Annotated in this window: 16 protein-coding genes; 14 read left to right on the forward strand and 2 right to left on the reverse strand. The window is 53.7% G+C overall.

Annotated elements, in window-relative coordinates; translation table 11 throughout:
• Nucleotides 1-7 precede the first annotated feature (7 nt).
• From ytfT to BSPA111_RS18420, 3 genes are read left to right on the forward strand one after another with little or no spacing between them, the layout of a single operon-like run.
• Entirely contained in the window at nt 8-1,039 is a 1,032-nt protein-coding gene (ytfT, locus tag BSPA111_RS18410) for a galactofuranose ABC transporter, ATP-binding protein YtfT (protein WP_183272588.1), read from the forward strand.
• Nucleotides 1,026-2,027: a galactofuranose ABC transporter, permease protein YjfF gene (yjfF, locus tag BSPA111_RS18415; RefSeq protein WP_183272589.1), complete on the forward strand. Its 1,002-nt coding sequence runs from the start codon at nt 1,026-1,028 to the stop codon at nt 2,025-2,027. The genes ytfT and yjfF overlap by 14 nt, the downstream gene beginning before the upstream one ends.
• Before the next feature lie 60 nt (nt 2,028-2,087).
• The gene (locus BSPA111_RS18420) at nt 2,088-3,641 is read left to right on the forward strand and encodes a methyl-accepting chemotaxis protein (protein ID WP_183272590.1); all 1,554 of its coding nucleotides are present in this window, start codon (nt 2,088-2,090) and stop codon (nt 3,639-3,641) included.
• A 96-nt stretch (nt 3,642-3,737) separates the two neighbouring features.
• Here the strand turns inward: BSPA111_RS18420 and fbp are convergent, their stop codons facing one another.
• The gene (fbp, locus tag BSPA111_RS18425; RefSeq protein ID WP_183272591.1) at nt 3,738-4,736 is read right to left on the reverse strand and encodes a class 1 fructose-bisphosphatase; all 999 of its coding nucleotides are present in this window, start codon (nt 4,734-4,736) and stop codon (nt 3,738-3,740) included.
• Between the two features lie 173 nt (nt 4,737-4,909).
• Between fbp and mpl the strand changes: the two genes are divergently transcribed.
• Entirely contained in the window at nt 4,910-6,280 is a 1,371-nt protein-coding gene (gene mpl / locus BSPA111_RS18430; RefSeq protein WP_183272592.1) for a UDP-N-acetylmuramate:L-alanyl-gamma-D-glutamyl-meso-diaminopimelate ligase, read from the forward strand.
• A gap of 113 nt (nt 6,281-6,393) precedes the next feature.
• Here the strand turns inward: mpl and yjgA are convergent, their stop codons facing one another.
• Entirely contained in the window at nt 6,394-6,945 is a 552-nt protein-coding gene (gene yjgA, locus BSPA111_RS18435; protein WP_183272593.1) for a ribosome biogenesis factor YjgA, read from the reverse strand.
• Nucleotides 6,946-7,043: 98 nt separating this feature from the next.
• Here yjgA and pmbA point away from each other — a divergent pair, with 98 nt between their 5' ends.
• The 10 genes from pmbA (at nt 7,044) to BSPA111_RS18485 (ending at nt 15,930) form a co-directional block, all read left to right on the forward strand.
• Entirely contained in the window at nt 7,044-8,396 is a 1,353-nt protein-coding gene (gene pmbA / locus BSPA111_RS18440) for a metalloprotease PmbA (RefSeq protein ID WP_183272594.1), read from the forward strand.
• A 96-nt stretch (nt 8,397-8,492) separates the two neighbouring features.
• Nucleotides 8,493-8,879 (forward strand): cytochrome b562, encoded by a 387-nt coding sequence (gene cybC, locus BSPA111_RS18445; protein WP_183272595.1) that lies wholly within the window; start codon nt 8,493-8,495, stop codon nt 8,877-8,879.
• A gap of 63 nt (nt 8,880-8,942) precedes the next feature.
• Nucleotides 8,943-9,530: a hypothetical protein gene (locus BSPA111_RS18450; protein WP_183272596.1), complete on the forward strand. Its 588-nt coding sequence runs from the start codon at nt 8,943-8,945 to the stop codon at nt 9,528-9,530.
• Nucleotides 9,531-9,762: 232 nt separating this feature from the next.
• Nucleotides 9,763-11,418 carry a malonate decarboxylase subunit alpha gene (gene mdcA / locus BSPA111_RS18455; protein ID WP_183272597.1) on the forward strand — a complete coding sequence of 552 codons (1,656 nt, stop codon included), beginning with the start codon at nt 9,763-9,765 and terminating at the stop codon, nt 11,416-11,418.
• Complete coding sequence (locus BSPA111_RS18460; protein ID WP_183272598.1) at nt 11,418-12,287, forward strand: triphosphoribosyl-dephospho-CoA synthase; 870 nt, start codon at nt 11,418-11,420, stop codon at nt 12,285-12,287. Before mdcA ends, BSPA111_RS18460 begins: the two co-directional genes overlap by 1 nt.
• Nucleotides 12,288-12,296: 9 nt before the next feature.
• Complete coding sequence (gene mdcC, locus BSPA111_RS18465) at nt 12,297-12,596, forward strand: malonate decarboxylase acyl carrier protein (RefSeq protein WP_183272599.1); 300 nt, start codon at nt 12,297-12,299, stop codon at nt 12,594-12,596.
• Complete coding sequence (locus BSPA111_RS18470) at nt 12,589-13,422, forward strand: biotin-independent malonate decarboxylase subunit beta (RefSeq protein ID WP_183272600.1); 834 nt, start codon at nt 12,589-12,591, stop codon at nt 13,420-13,422. The genes mdcC and BSPA111_RS18470 overlap by 8 nt, the downstream gene beginning before the upstream one ends.
• Nucleotides 13,419-14,219 carry a biotin-independent malonate decarboxylase subunit gamma gene (gene mdcE / locus BSPA111_RS18475; protein ID WP_183272601.1) on the forward strand — a complete coding sequence of 267 codons (801 nt, stop codon included), beginning with the start codon at nt 13,419-13,421 and terminating at the stop codon, nt 14,217-14,219. The genes BSPA111_RS18470 and mdcE overlap by 4 nt, the downstream gene beginning before the upstream one ends.
• Before the next feature lie 133 nt (nt 14,220-14,352).
• Nucleotides 14,353-15,312 (forward strand): AEC family transporter, encoded by a 960-nt coding sequence (locus tag BSPA111_RS18480; RefSeq protein ID WP_183272602.1) that lies wholly within the window; start codon nt 14,353-14,355, stop codon nt 15,310-15,312.
• 3 nt (nt 15,313-15,315) lie between these two features.
• Complete coding sequence (locus tag BSPA111_RS18485; RefSeq protein ID WP_183272603.1) at nt 15,316-15,930, forward strand: malonate decarboxylase holo-ACP synthase; 615 nt, start codon at nt 15,316-15,318, stop codon at nt 15,928-15,930.

Here is a 15,930-nt window from a genome sequence, read left to right on the forward strand (position 1 = left end):
GTTAAACGTGATGCCTCGTTCATTGCCGCAGACGGAAGTCGATAAGCCAAAGCGGAGTTTCCGCTGGCCGCCAGGCATTCCGCAGTTGGTGGCGCTGGTGCTGGTCCTGTTGGTTGATAGCCTGGTCGCCAACCATTTTTTCGATATCGTGGTGCAAAACGGGCGGCTGTTTGGCAGCCCGATAGACATTCTTAACCGTGCGGCCCCTGTCGCATTATTAGCGATTGGTATGACGCTGGTGATCGCGACAGGCGGTATCGATCTTTCCGTGGGCGCAGTGATGGCGATTGCAGGTGCTACGGCGGCGACGCTGACCGTTGATGGGCACAGCCTGACGGTGGTGATCCTGTCTGCACTGGGCGTCGGGATTCTGGCGGGCTTGTGGAACGGGATTCTGGTGGCGATCCTCAAGATTCAGCCGTTTGTTGCCACGCTTATCCTGATGGTAGCCGGACGCGGGGTCGCGCAACTGATTACCGCCGGGCAGATCGTTACCTTTAACTCGCCAAACCTTTCGTATCTCGGCAGCGGTTCGCTGTTCTTCTTCCCGACGCCGGTGATAATCGTGCTGGCAACGCTGCTGATCTTCTGGCTGTTTACCCGCAAAACGGCACTGGGTCTGTTTATCGAATCTGTCGGGATCAACATTCGTGCGGCCAAAAATGCCGGGGTGAATACGCGCACGGTCGTCATGCTCACTTATATGCTCAGTGGCCTGTGCGCGGCGATTGCCGGGATTATTGTGGCTGCCGATATTCGTGGTGCCGATGCCAATAACGCCGGGCTGTGGCTGGAGCTGGACGCGATTTTGGCGGTGGTCATCGGTGGCGGCTCGCTGATGGGCGGGCGTTTTAATATCGCGCTCTCCGTGATTGGCGCGCTGATTATTCAGGGGATGAACACTGGCATTCTGCTTTCGGGTTTCCCACCTGAGCTTAACCAGGTGGTGAAAGCCGTGGTGGTGATGTGCGTGCTGATCGTTCAGTCACCGCGTTTTATTGCTCTGCTCAAAGGACTCCGTCGCCATGATCAAACGTAACTTACCGTTGATGATTACCCTGGCGGTGTTTGTGCTGGGGTATCTGTATTGTCTGACGCAATTCCCCGGTTTTGCGTCCACGCGGGTGATTTGCAACATTTTGACCGATAACGCGTTTCTCGGAATTATTGCTGTCGGCATGACCTTTGTGATTCTGTCCGGCGGCATCGATCTTTCCGTCGGTTCGGTGATCGCTTTTACCGGGGTATTCCTGGCGAAAGCGATTGGCTTCTGGGGATTATCGCCGCTCGTTGCTTTCCCGCTGGTCCTGGTGATGGGCTGTGCATTTGGCGCGTTTATGGGGCTGCTTATTGATGGGCTGAAAATCCCCGCCTTTATCATTACGCTCGCCGGAATGTTCTTCCTGCGCGGAGTCAGTTACCTGGTGTCGGAAGAGTCAATTCCCATTGATCACCCGATTTATGACACGCTTTCAAACCTCGCCTGGCGTATTCCCGGCGGCGGGCGTTTGAGCGCCATGGGCTTGCTGATGTTAGCCGTCGTCGTCATTGGCATTTTCCTTGCGCACCGTACTCGTTTTGGCAATCAGGTATACGCCATTGGCGGCAATGCCACGTCAGCAAACCTGATGGGGATTTCAACGCGCAGCACCACCGTCCGTATTTATATGCTCTCGACTGGCCTTGCTACTCTCGCTGGAATTGTTTTTTCGCTTTATACCTCTGCGGGTTATGCGCTGGCGGGTATGGGGGTGGAGCTGGATGCGATTGCCTCGGTGGTGATTGGCGGCACGCTGTTAAGTGGCGGCGTCGGAACCGTTCTCGGCACGCTGTTTGGTGTGGCGATTCAGGGGCTGATTCAGACGTATATCAACTTTGACGGCACGCTCAGTTCCTGGTGGACGAAAATCGCCATCGGCATTTTACTGTTCATTTTCATTGCCCTACAACGCGGTCTGACCGTGCTATGGGAAAACCGCCAAAGTTCGCCGGTGAAGCGGATTAATGTTCGGCCAGGGCAAAGCTAACTAAATATTTTCTGAGGGCGGTCGATAACTAATCAATCGTACTGCCACCGGGAAAAGAGCATGTTGAGAAATTTGTCTATTCGCACGGGGCTGCTGACGTTACTGGCAGTCATGACCTTTCTATTGTTATTTGTCAGCGGTATGGGCATTTACGCGCTGCAACAAAGTTCTGTTTCACTCCAGAATATCAATCGCTTACAGGGCGAACAGATGGTGCGCTTGTCGGACGGCTATATCTCTTTGTTGCGTGCGCGCAACGGGGCGGGGCAGGCGGTTCGGCAGATGGAGATTGGTTTGCTGGAAGATGCGACCAAATCCACCGACTATGTCACCAGTGATGTGAATGCAGCGCAACAGCAGTTAAAAGACTTTATCGACAGCGGTGTCGGTGATGAAGAGGGCAATCGCCTGATCCAGAATTTAGCGCAAACCTATGCAGAATACGTCTCTAAAGGCATCAACCCGATGCTGGCTGCCCTCACCAAACAAAGCCCCGATGATTATTACGATTTGCTCGAACACACTCTGATTCCGTTGTCGCAGAAGTTTGATACTGACGTGGAGATTTTCAAACAATGGGGCGAGCAGCGCGGCAACAGCGAAGTTGAAGCGGTGCAACGGCACAAAACCATCGTCCTGACGCTTATCATTATTGCTGCATTGCTCACCGCCGGAATTATCGTGCTGGTGTGGCTGGCGCTGCGTCATTTGCTGCTTAAACCGCTTAACCAGTCGATTGAACAACTGGAGTTTGTCGCTAAAGGCGATTTAACCCAGACATTGCCACCTGCGGGCAATAACGAGTTCGGTCGCCTGGCGGCGGCCATTACCGTGATGCGTGATTCCCTGATGGAATCCGTAAGCCGCGTACGTGACGCCAGTTCGCAAATTGATACCGGCAGCCGGGAATTGGCCGCGGGTAACCTCAATCTTTCCCAGCGCACTGAATCAACCGCAACGTCGCTCGAACAAACTGCCGCCAGCATGGAGCAGATTACCGCGACGGTTAAACAGAATGCCGACAACGCGGAGCAGGCGCACAAGTTAGCAAAAGACGTTTCTGATATCGCCGATCGCGGCAGCGAAATGGTGTGCTACGTCATTGAAAAAATGCAGGATATCTCCAGTAGCTCAGGCCGCATCGCAGATATTCTGAGCGTGATTGACGGTATCGCCTTCCAGACCAATATTCTGGCGCTGAATGCTTCGGTGGAAGCAGCGCGAGCGGGTGAGCAAGGTCGTGGGTTTGCGGTGGTGGCGGGTGAAGTTCGCACGCTCGCCAGCCGCAGCGCTGATGCAGCAAAAGAGATCCGCTCGCTTATTTCAGATTCACAAAATCACGTTGGCGAAGGTCGCGAACTGGCGCAGCAAGCGGGTGAAACAATGGATGAGATTGCGGAAGAAGTGATGCGCATGACCCGACTGGTGCGTGAAATCGCCAGTGCGTCAAATGAACAAAGCCACGGTATCGAGCAGGTGAATATCGCGGTCAGCCAGATGGATGAAGCGGCGCAGCAGAATGCGGCGTTGGTTCACGAGTCTACAGCGGCGACCCGTTCACTGGAGGAGCAGTCGCAGCAGCTTGTGGCGGCAATGGCGACGTTTAGGTGTTAATTTTTTTTGCCCTCACCCTAACCCTCTCCCCCAGGAGAGGGAACAGTATGGTTTTCTCCCTCTCCTGGGGGAGAGGGCCGGGGTGAGGGCGGGGCCTTAAGCGTCCGGGAACTCACGAATAAAGCGTTCTACATCATCAACCATATGCTCATTACCGACAAAGAACGGACGGCGCTGGTGCAGGGTTTCAGGGATGATATCCAGAATACGTTCTTTACCGTCACTCGCTTTACCGCCAGCTTGCTCAGCCAGGAATGCCATCGGATTACCTTCATACAGCAAACGCAGTTTCCCTTCCGGGTGGCTTGCGGTGCTTGGATAGAGGTAAATCCCGCCTTTGAGCAGGTTACGGTGGAAGTCTGCCACCAGAGAGCCGATGTAGCGCGAGGTATAAGGGCGCTGCGTGTTGGCGTCTTCTTCCTGACAGAACTTAATGTATTTCTTCACCCCAGTAGGGAAACGGATGTAGTTCCCTTCGTTGATGGAGTAGGTGTTTCCTTTGTCCGGGAAGCGCATACGTTCCTGGCATAGGCAGAACACGCCCAGTGACGGATCGTAAGTGAAGGCATGCACACCACAACCGGTGGTATAAACCAACATGGTTGAGGAGCCGTAAACCACATAACCTGCTGCCACTTGCTTGTTACCAGGCTGGAGGAAATCGGCTTCGGTGACTGGCGTACCTACCGGAGTGATACGGCGATAGATTGAGAAAATCGTACCCACTGACACGTTGACGTCGATGTTTGAGGAGCCATCAAGTGGGTCCATCAGTACCACGTACTTGGCATGTTCCGCGCCTTCGAAAACAACAATGTCATCTTCTTCTTCGGAAGCCACACCCGCCACAATCCCTCGGGCTTTCAGTGCTGCTTTCAGTTTTTCGTTTGCGAACAGGTCAAGTTTTTGCTGCACTTCGCCCTGGATGTTTTCAGCTCCGCTGGCACCTAAAATATCCACCAGACCCGCTTTGTTGATGTCGCGGTGGATGATTTTTGCGCCGAGCTTTATTGCCGACAACAATGCAGTCAGTTCACCGGTAGCGTGCGAGAACTCATGCTGCTTTTCGACAATAAATTCACCTAACGTTTTCATAATACTTTCCCTGCATCTTATGTTGGATAAAGCGTCTGCAACAATCCTAACAAAGATTCAAATAGTCGCGTACAGGTGAATCGCGCCAGCAAAATACGGAATTAACTTAAATGCGATTTGCCAGCACCCAACATGCGGTTAGAATATGCGCCAAATAATGAAAGGATAGATTTATGCGCATTCATATTCTGGGTATTTGCGGCACCTTCATGGGTGGCCTGGCAATGCTGGCCCGTTCCCTCGGCCATGAAGTTACGGGCTCGGACGCCAACGTATACCCACCGATGAGCACTCTGCTACAAGAGCAGGGGATTGATTTAATTCAAGGTTACGACGCAAGCCAACTCGATCCTCAGCCGGATTTGGTGATCATTGGCAACGCCATGACGCGCGGTAATCCTTGTGTTGAAGCGGTGCTCGAGAAAAACATCCCTTACATGTCAGGCCCGCAGTGGCTGCACGACTTCGTGCTACGCGACCGTTGGGTGATTGCGGTTGCGGGAACGCACGGCAAAACGACGACGGCAGGAATGGCGACCTGGATTCTGGAAGCCTGCGGCTACAAACCTGGTTTCGTGATTGGCGGAGTACCGGGTAATTTCGACGTTTCTGCGCGTCTGGGTGAAAGCTCATTCTTCGTGATTGAAGCCGATGAATACGACTGTGCGTTCTTCGACAAGCGTTCCAAATTCGTGCATTACTGCCCGCGCACGTTGATCCTCAATAATCTTGAGTTCGATCACGCGGACATTTTTGACGACCTGAAAGCGATTCAGAAACAGTTCCACCATCTGGTGCGTATCGTGCCGGGGCAGGGGAAAATCATCTGGCCTGAAAACGACGCCAATATTAAGCAAACGCTGGCGATGGGTTGCTGGAGCGAGCAAGAGCTGGTGGGCGAACAAGGCCACTGGCAGGCGAAGAAACTCAATCCTGATGCTTCTCACTGGGAAGTGTATCTGGATGGTGAACGCGTCGGTGAAGTGCACTGGCAGCTAGTGGGCGAACACAACATGCATAACGGGCTGATGGCGATTGCCGCTGCGCGCCATGTGGGTGTGACGCCTGCTGATGCGGCGAAAGCGTTGGACAGTTTCGTGAACGCGCGTCGCCGCCTTGAATTGCGCGGTGAAGCGAACGGCGTAACGGTGTATGACGATTTTGCTCACCATCCAACGGCGATTCTGGCAACGCTTGCTGCGCTGCGTGGCAAAGTGGGCGGAACCGCGCGTATTTTGGCCGTGCTTGAGCCGCGCTCTAACACCATGAAAATGGGCCTCAGCAAAGACGATCTCGCCCCTTCTTTAGGCCGTGCAGATGAAGTCTTTTTACTCCAGCCGCCGCATATTCCCTGGCAGGTAGTGGAAGTGGCAGAAGCCTGTATTCAGCCTGCGCACTGGAGTGCGGATGTCGACACGCTGGTGGATTTGGTGATGAAAACCGCGCAGCCGGGTGACCACATTCTGGTGATGAGTAACGGTGGTTTCGGTGGTATTCATCAGAAGTTGCTGGATGCGCTGGCGAAGAAAGCCGAGAACCAGTAATAGGGTGAAGGTGAAACAACCCTCACCCTAACCCTCTCCCTGAGGGAGAGGGGATAGCCCGGTGCCAGGTTTTCTCCTTCTCCTTGGGGGAGAAGGCCGGGATGAGGGGGGGGTTAGGCCTGGGCTTCGGCCAGCTCACGCAGATAAGAGAAAATCTGGCGGTAAGATTTTGGCGGCTTGTTGGCTGCCTTCTCTTTTTGAGCGTTACGGATCAGTACGCGCAGTTGCTGGCGATCGGCATCCGGGTAAAGTCTCAGGACTTCACTCATTGCGTCATCACCTTCTTCAACCAAACGATCGCGCAATGCTTCCAGTTTATGGAACAGCGCAACTTGTTGGTTGTGACGGTTTTTCAGTTTATCGAGCGCCTGACGGATAGGATCCATGTCACGCGAACGCATCATTTTACCAATCAACTGAACCTGACGGCGACGGCCTTCTTTTTTGATTTTCTGCGCTAATTCAATCGCTGCACGCAAATCGTCATCAAGAGGGATCTTGTCGAGCGCGTTCTTGCCCAACTCCATCAGTTCCATACCCAGGCGTTTTAATTCCTCGGCATCACGTTTAATTTCGCTTTTACTGACCCAGATAATCTCATCATCTTCGTCTTCATTTTCGTTATCTGGTACGTCGTCGAGCCAGTCATCGGGCTGCTTAGTCATATTAGGCTCCTTAAAAAAAGTGGCTAATTCTACCAGTAAAGCCTGTTCACTGCGAAATTGTTCTGTTCCTGTTAGACTTAAATCACTCACCTTACATTATGGCAGTAGCGATGAAAGTAAACACGCAAGTAGCACAACAACGTCAGGTTCTGGAACACGCAGTATCTCAGGCGCTGGAACTGGCCTCCGCTCAGTCCGATGGCGCAGAAGTTGCCGTCAGTAAAACCACTGGTATCAGCGTCAGCACGCGATACGGTGAGGTGGAAAATGTCGAATTTAACAGCGATGGTGCGTTAGGCATCACCGTCTATCATCAAAACCGTAAAGGCAGTGCCTCCACCACCGATCTCAGCCCGGATGCCGTGGCGCGTACCGTGCAGGCTGCTTTGGATATCGCCCGCTACACGTCGCCAGATCCGTTCGCGGGTGTGGCTGATAAAGAATTACTGGCTTTTGACGCGCCAGATTTAGATCTTTTCCACCCCACTGAAATGGACGCCGACCGCGCCATTGAGCTGGCCGCGCGTGCTGAAAACGCGTCACTGAACGTCGATAAGCGCATCAACAATACCGAAGGCGGCAGCTTTAATAGCCACTACGGCATTAAAGTGTTCGGCAACAGTAACGGCATGCTGCAAAGCTATTGCTCGACTCGCCACTCGCTTTCAAGCTGTGTGATTGCAGAAGTGAACGGCGAGATGGAACGTGATTACGCGTACACCATTGGCCGTGCGATGGAAGACCTGGATAGCCCGGAATCCGTTGGCATTGAGTGCGCTCGCCGCACGCTGGCACGTCTGTCTCCGCGTAAATTGTCTACCATGAAAGCACCGGTTATTTTTGCTGCCGAAGCAGCAACCGGCCTGTTCGGGCATTTGGTTGGCGCGATTGCTGGTGGCTCGGTTTACCGTAAATCGACTTTCCTGCTTGATTCGCTCGGGAAGCAAATCCTGCCGGAATGGCTGACGATTGAAGAACACCCGCATCTGCTCAAAGGCCTGGCATCCACGCCGTTTGATAGTGAAGGGGTTCGCACAGAGCGCCGCGACATTATTAAAGACGGCATCCTGCAACAATGGCTGCTGACCAACTATTCTGCCCGCAAACTGGGCCTGAAAAGCACCGGCCATGCGGGTGGCATCCATAACTGGCGAATCGAAGGGCGCGGCCTGGATTTCGACGGTATGCTAAAAGAGATGGGCACGGGTCTGGTGGTCACTGAATTGATGGGCCAGGGCGTAAGCGGCATCACCGGCGACTATTCGCGTGGTGCGTCTGGTTTCTGGGTTGAGAATGGCGAAATCCAGTATCCGGTGAGTGAAATTACCATCGCCGGAAATTTAAAAGATATGTGGCGAGAAATTGTCACAGTAGGCAGTGATATTGAGAAGCGCAGTAACATTCAGTGTGGTTCAGTGTTGTTGCCAGAAATGAAAATTGCTGGCCAGTAAAAACCCTTCATACTTCAAGTTGTGGGGGGTTGGCTACACTTACCCACAACTCGAATTATTTAGGGTTAATACTAACTATTTTTAAAGGGTGATTTAATGCGTAAGCAACTGATTGCAATGTTGGCAGTATCGACCGTGTTATTTTCCGCAACGAGCATGGCAAAAGAAGTCGCCGATGATATGGACGCGATTGCGGAGAACTACAAAACCGTGATGAGCACCGATAGCGCGGCAGAACTAAAAACCTCGCTCAACAATATGCGTACTGCAGCACTGGATGCGCAAAAAGGCACACCCACTAAACTTGAAAACAAAGCGCCCGACAGCGCGGAGTTGAAAGACTATCGCCACGGTCTGGATTTGCTGGTGGGGCAAATTGATGGTGCGCTGAAACTTGCCAACGAAGGTAAAGTGAAAGAAGCACAGGCGGCAGCAGAAGATTTTAAAACCACTCGCAATGCCTACCATAAGAAGTATCGCTAAGGTAATACTGATCAACCCTAAGGGTATATAAGTTATTTTATTATTTATAAGGACATCCGATTCATGAAACCGATTCGTACCATTGCCAAAGGTGCCGCAACTGTTTCGCTACTCGCGTTCAGTGTTTTCTCTGCAAATGCCACACTTCTGCCTGTAGCGGGTGATCTCCAGGCCGATCACTTTTCCGCGAAAGTGGTTTCAGTTGATCAAAAAAACCATGTCGTAGTACTGGAAGGTGAGCAAGGCAATAAAGTTTCGCTCAATGTTCCTGAAGAAGCCGGTACTCTGGCAAATCTGAAAGCGGGCGACACTGTTGATACCACCGTGACTCGCTCCGTTGCCGTTGCATTTGATACCGATGTTGATAAAGCCGCACCGACTGCTTCATCAACCAAAGGCATGGAAAAAGCGACCAAAGATAGCCCAGAGCACGAAGCTTTCCGCCAGGTTAACGTTCAGCTCAAAATTAAACACATTGATGTGAAAAAGAACGAAGTGACTTTTGTCGGTCCTAAAGGGCAGGAGAAAGTGATTACGGTTGAAGATCCTGAGGTTCAGGCTCGCTTGAAAGACCTTAAAGTTAATCAGAGCGTGCGTGTGACTTACACCGACTCAATTCAAATCACCGCACATCCAGCCGCTAAATCGTAATAGCGCTTGCGTCAGCCCCTCTTTCTGTCTGTGGGAAAGAGGGGTACCAATAAAAATCCCCTGCGACAAAACCCTCCTTACCGCTATCTACCCCTGTCACAAAACTCAATATCCATTGTTACTCTAAGGCTAATGATTAGTCCCTGAGCTTAATTGATGGTCTAACCAGTCAGGCGCACAATTTAACCAGACTAAAGCAAATCAGAATGATGCGCTGAATCAGGAGGTTAAAATGACGGCTTACCAAAAGCCAGCACGAGTCTGGAACACACGTCGCATCGAGAAACAGCGTCGTATGGCTTCCACCAACGTGCAGGGCAAGGTGCTTCCAACCGAAGGCCTTGTCGATATGCTGGAAAAACTGATCGCTCCCGGCGATCGTGTGGTGCTTGAAGGCAATAACCAAAAACAGGCGGATTTCCTTTCCCGCATGTTGGCCGAAGTGAGTCCATCTAAAGTTCACGACCTGCATATGATCATGCCGAGCGTCGGTCGCAGCGAACACCTTGATATTTTTGAAAAAGGTATTGCCCGCAAGCTCGATTTCTCCTTCTCTGGCACCCAAAGCCTGCGTATCTCGCAGCTGCTTGAAGACGGTCAGTTAGAGATTGGTGCAATTCATACCTACATCGAACTCTATTCCCGCTTGTATGTGGATCTGGTTCCAAACGTGGCATTAATTGCCGGTTTTAAAGCCGACCGCAAAGGCAACCTGTATACCGGTGCCAGCACTGAAGATACCCCAGCGTTAGTCGAAGCGGCTGCCTTCCACGACGGCATTGTGATCGCCCAGGTTAACGAACTGGTAGACGACGAATGTGACCTGCCGCGTGTTGATATTCCGGGCTCGTGGGTTGATTACGTGGTTGTTGCCGATAAACCGTTCTTTATCGAGCCGCTGTTTACCCGCGATCCGCGCCTGATTAAGCAAGAACACATTCTGATGGCGATGATGGCGATTAAAGGCATCTACGCGGAACATCAGGTGCAATCGCTCAACCACGGCATCGGTTTTAACACCGCCGCCATCGAACTGCTGCTGCCAACCTACGGCGAACAGCTCGGACTGAAAGGCAAAATCTGTAAACACTGGACGCTAAACCCGCACCCAACCTTGATTCCTGCCATTGAAAGCGGCTGGGTTGAAACTGTGCACTGCTTCGGCGGTGAACTGGGTATGGAAGAGTACGTTCGTGCTCGTCCGGATGTGTTCTTTACCGGTGCCGATGGTTCGATGCGTTCGAACCGTGCGTTCTGCCAGCTGGCAGGCCAGTACGCGGTGGATATGTTTATCGGTTCCACCTTGCAGGTTGACGGTTACGCCAACTCCTCAACGGTCACTCGTGGTCGTCTGTCCGGTTTCGGCGGTGCGCCAAATATGGGCCACGATCCACACGGTCGCCGCCACGCGACAGCCGCCTGGCTTGCGATGCAGGCTCAGCCCGATCTGATGCAACGTGGCCGCAAGCTGGTTGTGCAAATGGTTGAAACCTTCCAGGCCGGCGTTAAACCCACGTTTGTTGAAAAACTCGATGCCGTTGACGTAGCGAAAGCCTCCGCAATGCCACTGGCTCCGGTGATGATTTACGGCGACGACGTGACCCACGTACTGACCGAAGAAGGCATCGCCTATCTGTATCGCGCTGAAAGCCTTGAAGAACGCCGTGCGATGGTGGCTTCTGTTGCGGGGATCACAGATATCGGTCTGGGCGTTGATGCGAAACGCGTTGCCGCACTTCGCCAAAGCGGAAAAGTGGTCTTCCCGGAAGACATGGGCATTCGTCGTACCGACGCCACCCGTTCACTGCTGGCAGCCAGCAGCGTAGCGGATTTAGTGGAATGGTCTGGCGGTCTTTATAACCCACCTGCGAAATTCCGGAGCTGGTAATGAAACTACAGCCACAGATGGGTGTTGAGGGCGGGGCGCTTTGGCTTGCACGGGTTGCCACCCAAAGCTTGATCGAAGAAGTACGCCTGAGTCCGAAACCCGGTCTGGTGGACAGCCGGGGAAACGGGGCTCATCACGATCTGACCCTGGACCTGATGGAGCGCTCAGCGCACAGCCTTTCCCCGACGTTTCATGCTCTTGCGTTACAAAGCTGGCAGCGTCCGGCAGATATCGCACTGCGTCAACTGGTTGGCCGTTTAGGCCGCGAAGGCGAAGTGCAGATGATGCTGGCGACCGGCGGAGTGAACACTCACCGGGGCGCTATCTGGGCGCTCGGATTACTGGTGAGTGCCGCCGCGATGCACGGATTAGAAGGCAGTAGTTCAGACATTGCAGCAACTGCCGCAAAACTGGCCAGCCTGCCGGACAGCTCAGCACCAAAAGTTTTCAGCAAGGGGTTGCTCGCCACACGGCGTTATCGCGTTCACGGCGCTCGCGAAGAAGCGCAGCTTGGCTTCCCGCACATCATGAATCTTGCGTTGCCGCAACTGCGCCGTAGCCGTCAGTCTGGTGCAACCGAACAGCAGGCTCGGTTGGATGCGCTGATGGCCATCATGACCTCGCTTAGCGACACCTGCGTGCTTTCACGCGCTGGGCTGGAAGGCCTGGAAGTGATGCAAAACGGTGCGCGTAGCGTGCTGGTGGCAGGCGGCACGGCAACCGTCGAAGGCCGCGCGGCTTTAGCCTGGCTTGATAAGCACATGCTGGCACTTAACGCCTCACCGGGCGGAGCCGCCGATTTGCTGGCGGCCACGCTGCTGATGGACAGCATCGCGATTGATACAACCCCGCTTCACACACTTATTTAAGAGGGTGTTATGGAACACATTACGTTGTCATTTCCGGCAACTCGCACCGTTAGCGGCAAAGCGCTGGCGGGTGTAGTTGGCTCCGGTGATATGGAAGTTCTGTTTACGGCGACTCAGGGTGAAACCCTGACTATCAACATCACGACGTCCGTAGATAACAGCGAACAACGCTGGCAGTCCCTGTTTGAGCGCATCGGCGCGTTAGCCAGCCTTCCTGCCGGGCAGATGCAGATCCACGATTTTGGCGCGACGCCAGGTGTGGCCCGTATTCGTATCGAACAAGTTTTTGAAGAGGTTGCCCATGCGTAACGACAGCAGCTTTATCGAACTCAAAGCGCGTGAACGTGCGCGCCTGTTGCTGGATGACGGCAGCTTCCGCGAACTGCTCGACCCGTTCGAAGGCATTGTTTCACCGTGGTTAGAAGCCCAGGGCATCGTGGTGCAATCTGACGACGGCATGGTGGTTGCCAAAGGCACCATTAACGGCGGCCCGGCGGTCGTCATTGCCATCGAAGGTGCTTTCCAGGGCGGCAGCATGGGCGAAGTGTCCGGCGCGAAAATGGCCGCGGCCCTTGAACTGGCAGCAGAAGATAACCGCAACGGCATCCCGACTCAGGCCGTTTTGTGCCTCGAAACCGGCGGTGTGCGTTTGCAGGAAGCGAACCTTGGCCTCGCGGCAATTGCCGATATTCACGCCGCCATCGTTGATCTTCGCCGTTACACGCCGGTTATCGGTGTGGTGGCGGGAACCGTGGGGTGCTTCGGCGGGATGTCCATCGCGGCGGCACTTTGCAGTTACTTAATCGTGACGCGTGAAGCTCGCCTGGGCCTGAACGGTCCGCAGGTTATCGAACAGGAAGCGGGGATTGATGAATACGACTCCCGTAACCGTCCGTTTATCTGGAGCATGACCGGTGGCGAAGTGCGCTACCAGAGTGGTTTTGTTGAAGCGCTGGTGGGTGATGGCGTAAACGCGATCAAACAAGCGGTTAACGCGGCTATCGGCAAAGGGGTTCCTGCTCAACATCGTACTGATAACTACGCAGAGTTTCTGGAACGCCTGAACAATTTCGACACACGCAAACAAGCCGATGCCGAACAGATTAAACAGCTTTTTGGGGAGAAACGCGCATGAGCCAGAAACTGAATCGCGCCGCCATTTGGTTGGACAAACTGACAGCCAGCGCCCCGCGCATGGCCGGATTGTGTGCTTCGGTACAAGTTGCCGACGGTGTTGTTGACGGCAAAGCCGCACGCTTTATCGCGGTTGTGCCGGATGAAAACAACCATTATCCACGCGCAGCGGGTGGGGAAGTTGGCCTGCTTGAAGGCTGGACACTGGCGAAAGTCATCAGCGAAACCATCGCCGAAGATGCTGAAAAGACAGAAAAACGCGCCATTGTGGCGGTGATCGATGTACCGAGCCAGGCTTATGGCCGTCGTGAAGAAGCGTTTGGTATCCACCAGGCTTTGGCGGGGGCAGCGGCGGCTTACGCCAATGCGCGTCTGGCTGGCCATCCGGTTATCGGCCTGATTGTCGGCAAAGCGATGTCCGGAGCCTTCCTGGCGCATGGCTACCAGGCTAACCGCTTGATCGCGTTCAACGATTCTGGCGTGATGATCCACGCGATGGGCAAAGAGTCTGCAGCGCGTATCACGCTGCGTACTGTCGAAGCGCTGGAAAAACTGGCCGCGACCATCCCACCGATGGCTTACGACATCAGCAACTACGAAACTCTGGGCCTGTTATCCGCACTGCTCGATATTGCGAACCCGCAAGCGCCGCAAAGCGAAGACATGGAAAAAGTGAATGCCGCGCTGGTCACCGCAGTACGTGAAGCTCGTACCGATAACACTCTGAAAAGCCGGTTGAATGCGGAAAACCGCCGCAGCTCGGCTCTGGTTCGCGAGCGTATGCGGGCAATCTGGTAAACATCGTTTTAAAAAGACAGACCTGCCAGACGACCCGATGGGCACGATCGTTGTGCCCAATAAAAAATAGCCGTCTGAAAATAAAAACTATCGCGCTCGTGCCAGATTTCTTTTTTTAACTACAGGTGAAGTTATGACTTACGTGATTGTTCATGCTCTTGCACCCATTTTTGTCATCATGCTACTCGGCTTTTTCGCCGGCAAAGCAAAGATGGTCGATAACAAAAATGTTTCCCTGCTCAATATCTTTGTAATGGATTTTGCACTTCCTGCTGCGTTGTTTAGCGCGACGGTTCAGACTCCGTGGGCCGGTATCGTCAAACAGTCGCCAATGAGTGTGGTGCTGGTTCTGGCGATGTGGATCACCTACGCCGCTATCTACTTTATGGCGACTAAAGTCTTCAAAAAATCTCCGCAGGATGCGGCGGTACTGACGTTAACCGTAGCGCTGCCAAACTATGCGGCTCTTGGTTTGCCTATTCTGGGAAGCGTATTGGGTGAAGGCCCAGCCACGTCATTGTCTGTTGCGGTATCTATCGCTTGCGGTTCCGTACTGATGACTCCGTTCTGCCTGATGATTCTCGAACGTGAAAAAGCCCGTGCGGCTGGCGAAGCGGCAGGCTCTACGCTTGCGATGCTGCCGGTTCTGATGTGGCGTTCGCTGAAAAAACCTATCGTCTGGGGTCCGCTGCTGGGTGTGGTGCTGTCGGCTATTGGCATCAAAATGCCTGACTTGCTGCTGTCGTCTATCAAGCCGTTGGGTTTGTCTGCCACCGCAGCCGCGCTGTTCCTGACCGGTGTTATCCTTTCTGCCCGTAAGCTGAAAATTAACACTGTGGTGTGCGTGGCAACCGTTACCAAACTGCTGATTCAGCCGTTCATTGCCTGGGGCATCGTGCTGGCGCTGGGTCTGAGTGGTCCGATTGCGATCACCGCGATTCTGATGATCGCGCTGTCTGCTGGTTTCTTCGGCGTAGTATTCGGCAACCGTTTCGGCGTGCAATCACCGGATGCAGAAGCCGTCTTGCTGTTGAGCTCTGTGCTCTCTATCCTGTCGTTACCGCTGTTTATCTCTTTGACTTCAGGAATGTAAATCATGAACGCACCGCGCCCACACGACTTACTCTGGCTTACCGAAAGCGCAGCACTTGAAGGTGTGAGTGAGGAGTGGGTGGCAAGCCAGTGGCGGCTCGTGCTACCGGTAGTGGTGCGACGTGATGTCAACCATGAAGGGCGCATTCCAGTGGGTGTTCGTGGAATGCGCCGTGACCAGCGGGCGGCAGGATGGGTGAAAGCCGCGAAAATCAAACGCGTAATTTCCCCTGAATCCTTGGCTTCCCGCGATCTGTTAATCAACTCTCCGTTTGTTTCTATGCCACCGGTTCAGGGCGCAATTCAGCTCGCACTGCGTGAGTGGCCCTGGATTTGGGGCATTACGGGCAGCGTGGGTTACGCGCTGTCGACCGAAGTTCCGGTGCTGCATGCTGATAGCGATCTCGACCTGATTATTCGTTGCCCGGAGCGCGTTGAACGCGAGGCATTGCTGGAATGGCAGCAGGTCGCCGGGCAGTTGTTATGTCGCGCTGATACGCAAATTGAAATGCCGTACGGCGCTTTTGCGCTCAATGAATGGCTGCGTGATGGGCGTGTTTTGCTGAAAACCAACAGCGGGCCACAACTTGTCACTGATCCATGGGCGTTTAAGGGCTAA

Origin of the sequence: Buttiauxella sp. A111, assembly GCF_014189855.1 — a bacterium.
GTDB lineage: Bacteria > Pseudomonadota > Gammaproteobacteria > Enterobacterales > Enterobacteriaceae > Buttiauxella > Buttiauxella selenatireducens.

Bases quoted from the DNA above. Each gene is read 5' to 3' on its own strand.
- yjfF (WP_183272589.1), top strand. From the start codon at position 1,026: ATGATCAAACGTAACTTACCGTTGATGATTACCCTGGCGGTGTTTGTG.
- BSPA111_RS18420 (WP_183272590.1), top strand. From the start codon at position 2,088: ATGTTGAGAAATTTGTCTATTCGCACGGGGCTGCTGACGTTACTGGCA.
- fbp (WP_183272591.1), bottom strand. From the start codon at position 4,736: ATGAAAACGTTAGGTGAATTTATTGTCGAAAAGCAGCATGAGTTCTCG.
- mpl (WP_183272592.1), top strand. From the start codon at position 4,910: ATGCGCATTCATATTCTGGGTATTTGCGGCACCTTCATGGGTGGCCTG.
- yjgA (WP_183272593.1), bottom strand. From the start codon at position 6,945: ATGACTAAGCAGCCCGATGACTGGCTCGACGACGTACCAGATAACGAA.
- pmbA (WP_183272594.1), top strand. From the start codon at position 7,044: ATGGCAGTAGCGATGAAAGTAAACACGCAAGTAGCACAACAACGTCAG.
- cybC (WP_183272595.1), top strand. From the start codon at position 8,493: ATGCGTAAGCAACTGATTGCAATGTTGGCAGTATCGACCGTGTTATTT.
- BSPA111_RS18450 (WP_183272596.1), top strand. From the start codon at position 8,943: ATGAAACCGATTCGTACCATTGCCAAAGGTGCCGCAACTGTTTCGCTA.
- mdcA (WP_183272597.1), top strand. From the start codon at position 9,763: ATGACGGCTTACCAAAAGCCAGCACGAGTCTGGAACACACGTCGCATC.
- BSPA111_RS18460 (WP_183272598.1), top strand. From the start codon at position 11,418: ATGAAACTACAGCCACAGATGGGTGTTGAGGGCGGGGCGCTTTGGCTT.
- mdcC (WP_183272599.1), top strand. From the start codon at position 12,297: ATGGAACACATTACGTTGTCATTTCCGGCAACTCGCACCGTTAGCGGC.
- BSPA111_RS18470 (WP_183272600.1), top strand. From the start codon at position 12,589: ATGCGTAACGACAGCAGCTTTATCGAACTCAAAGCGCGTGAACGTGCG.
- mdcE (WP_183272601.1), top strand. From the start codon at position 13,419: ATGAGCCAGAAACTGAATCGCGCCGCCATTTGGTTGGACAAACTGACA.
- BSPA111_RS18480 (WP_183272602.1), top strand. From the start codon at position 14,353: ATGACTTACGTGATTGTTCATGCTCTTGCACCCATTTTTGTCATCATG.
- BSPA111_RS18485 (WP_183272603.1), top strand. From the start codon at position 15,316: ATGAACGCACCGCGCCCACACGACTTACTCTGGCTTACCGAAAGCGCA.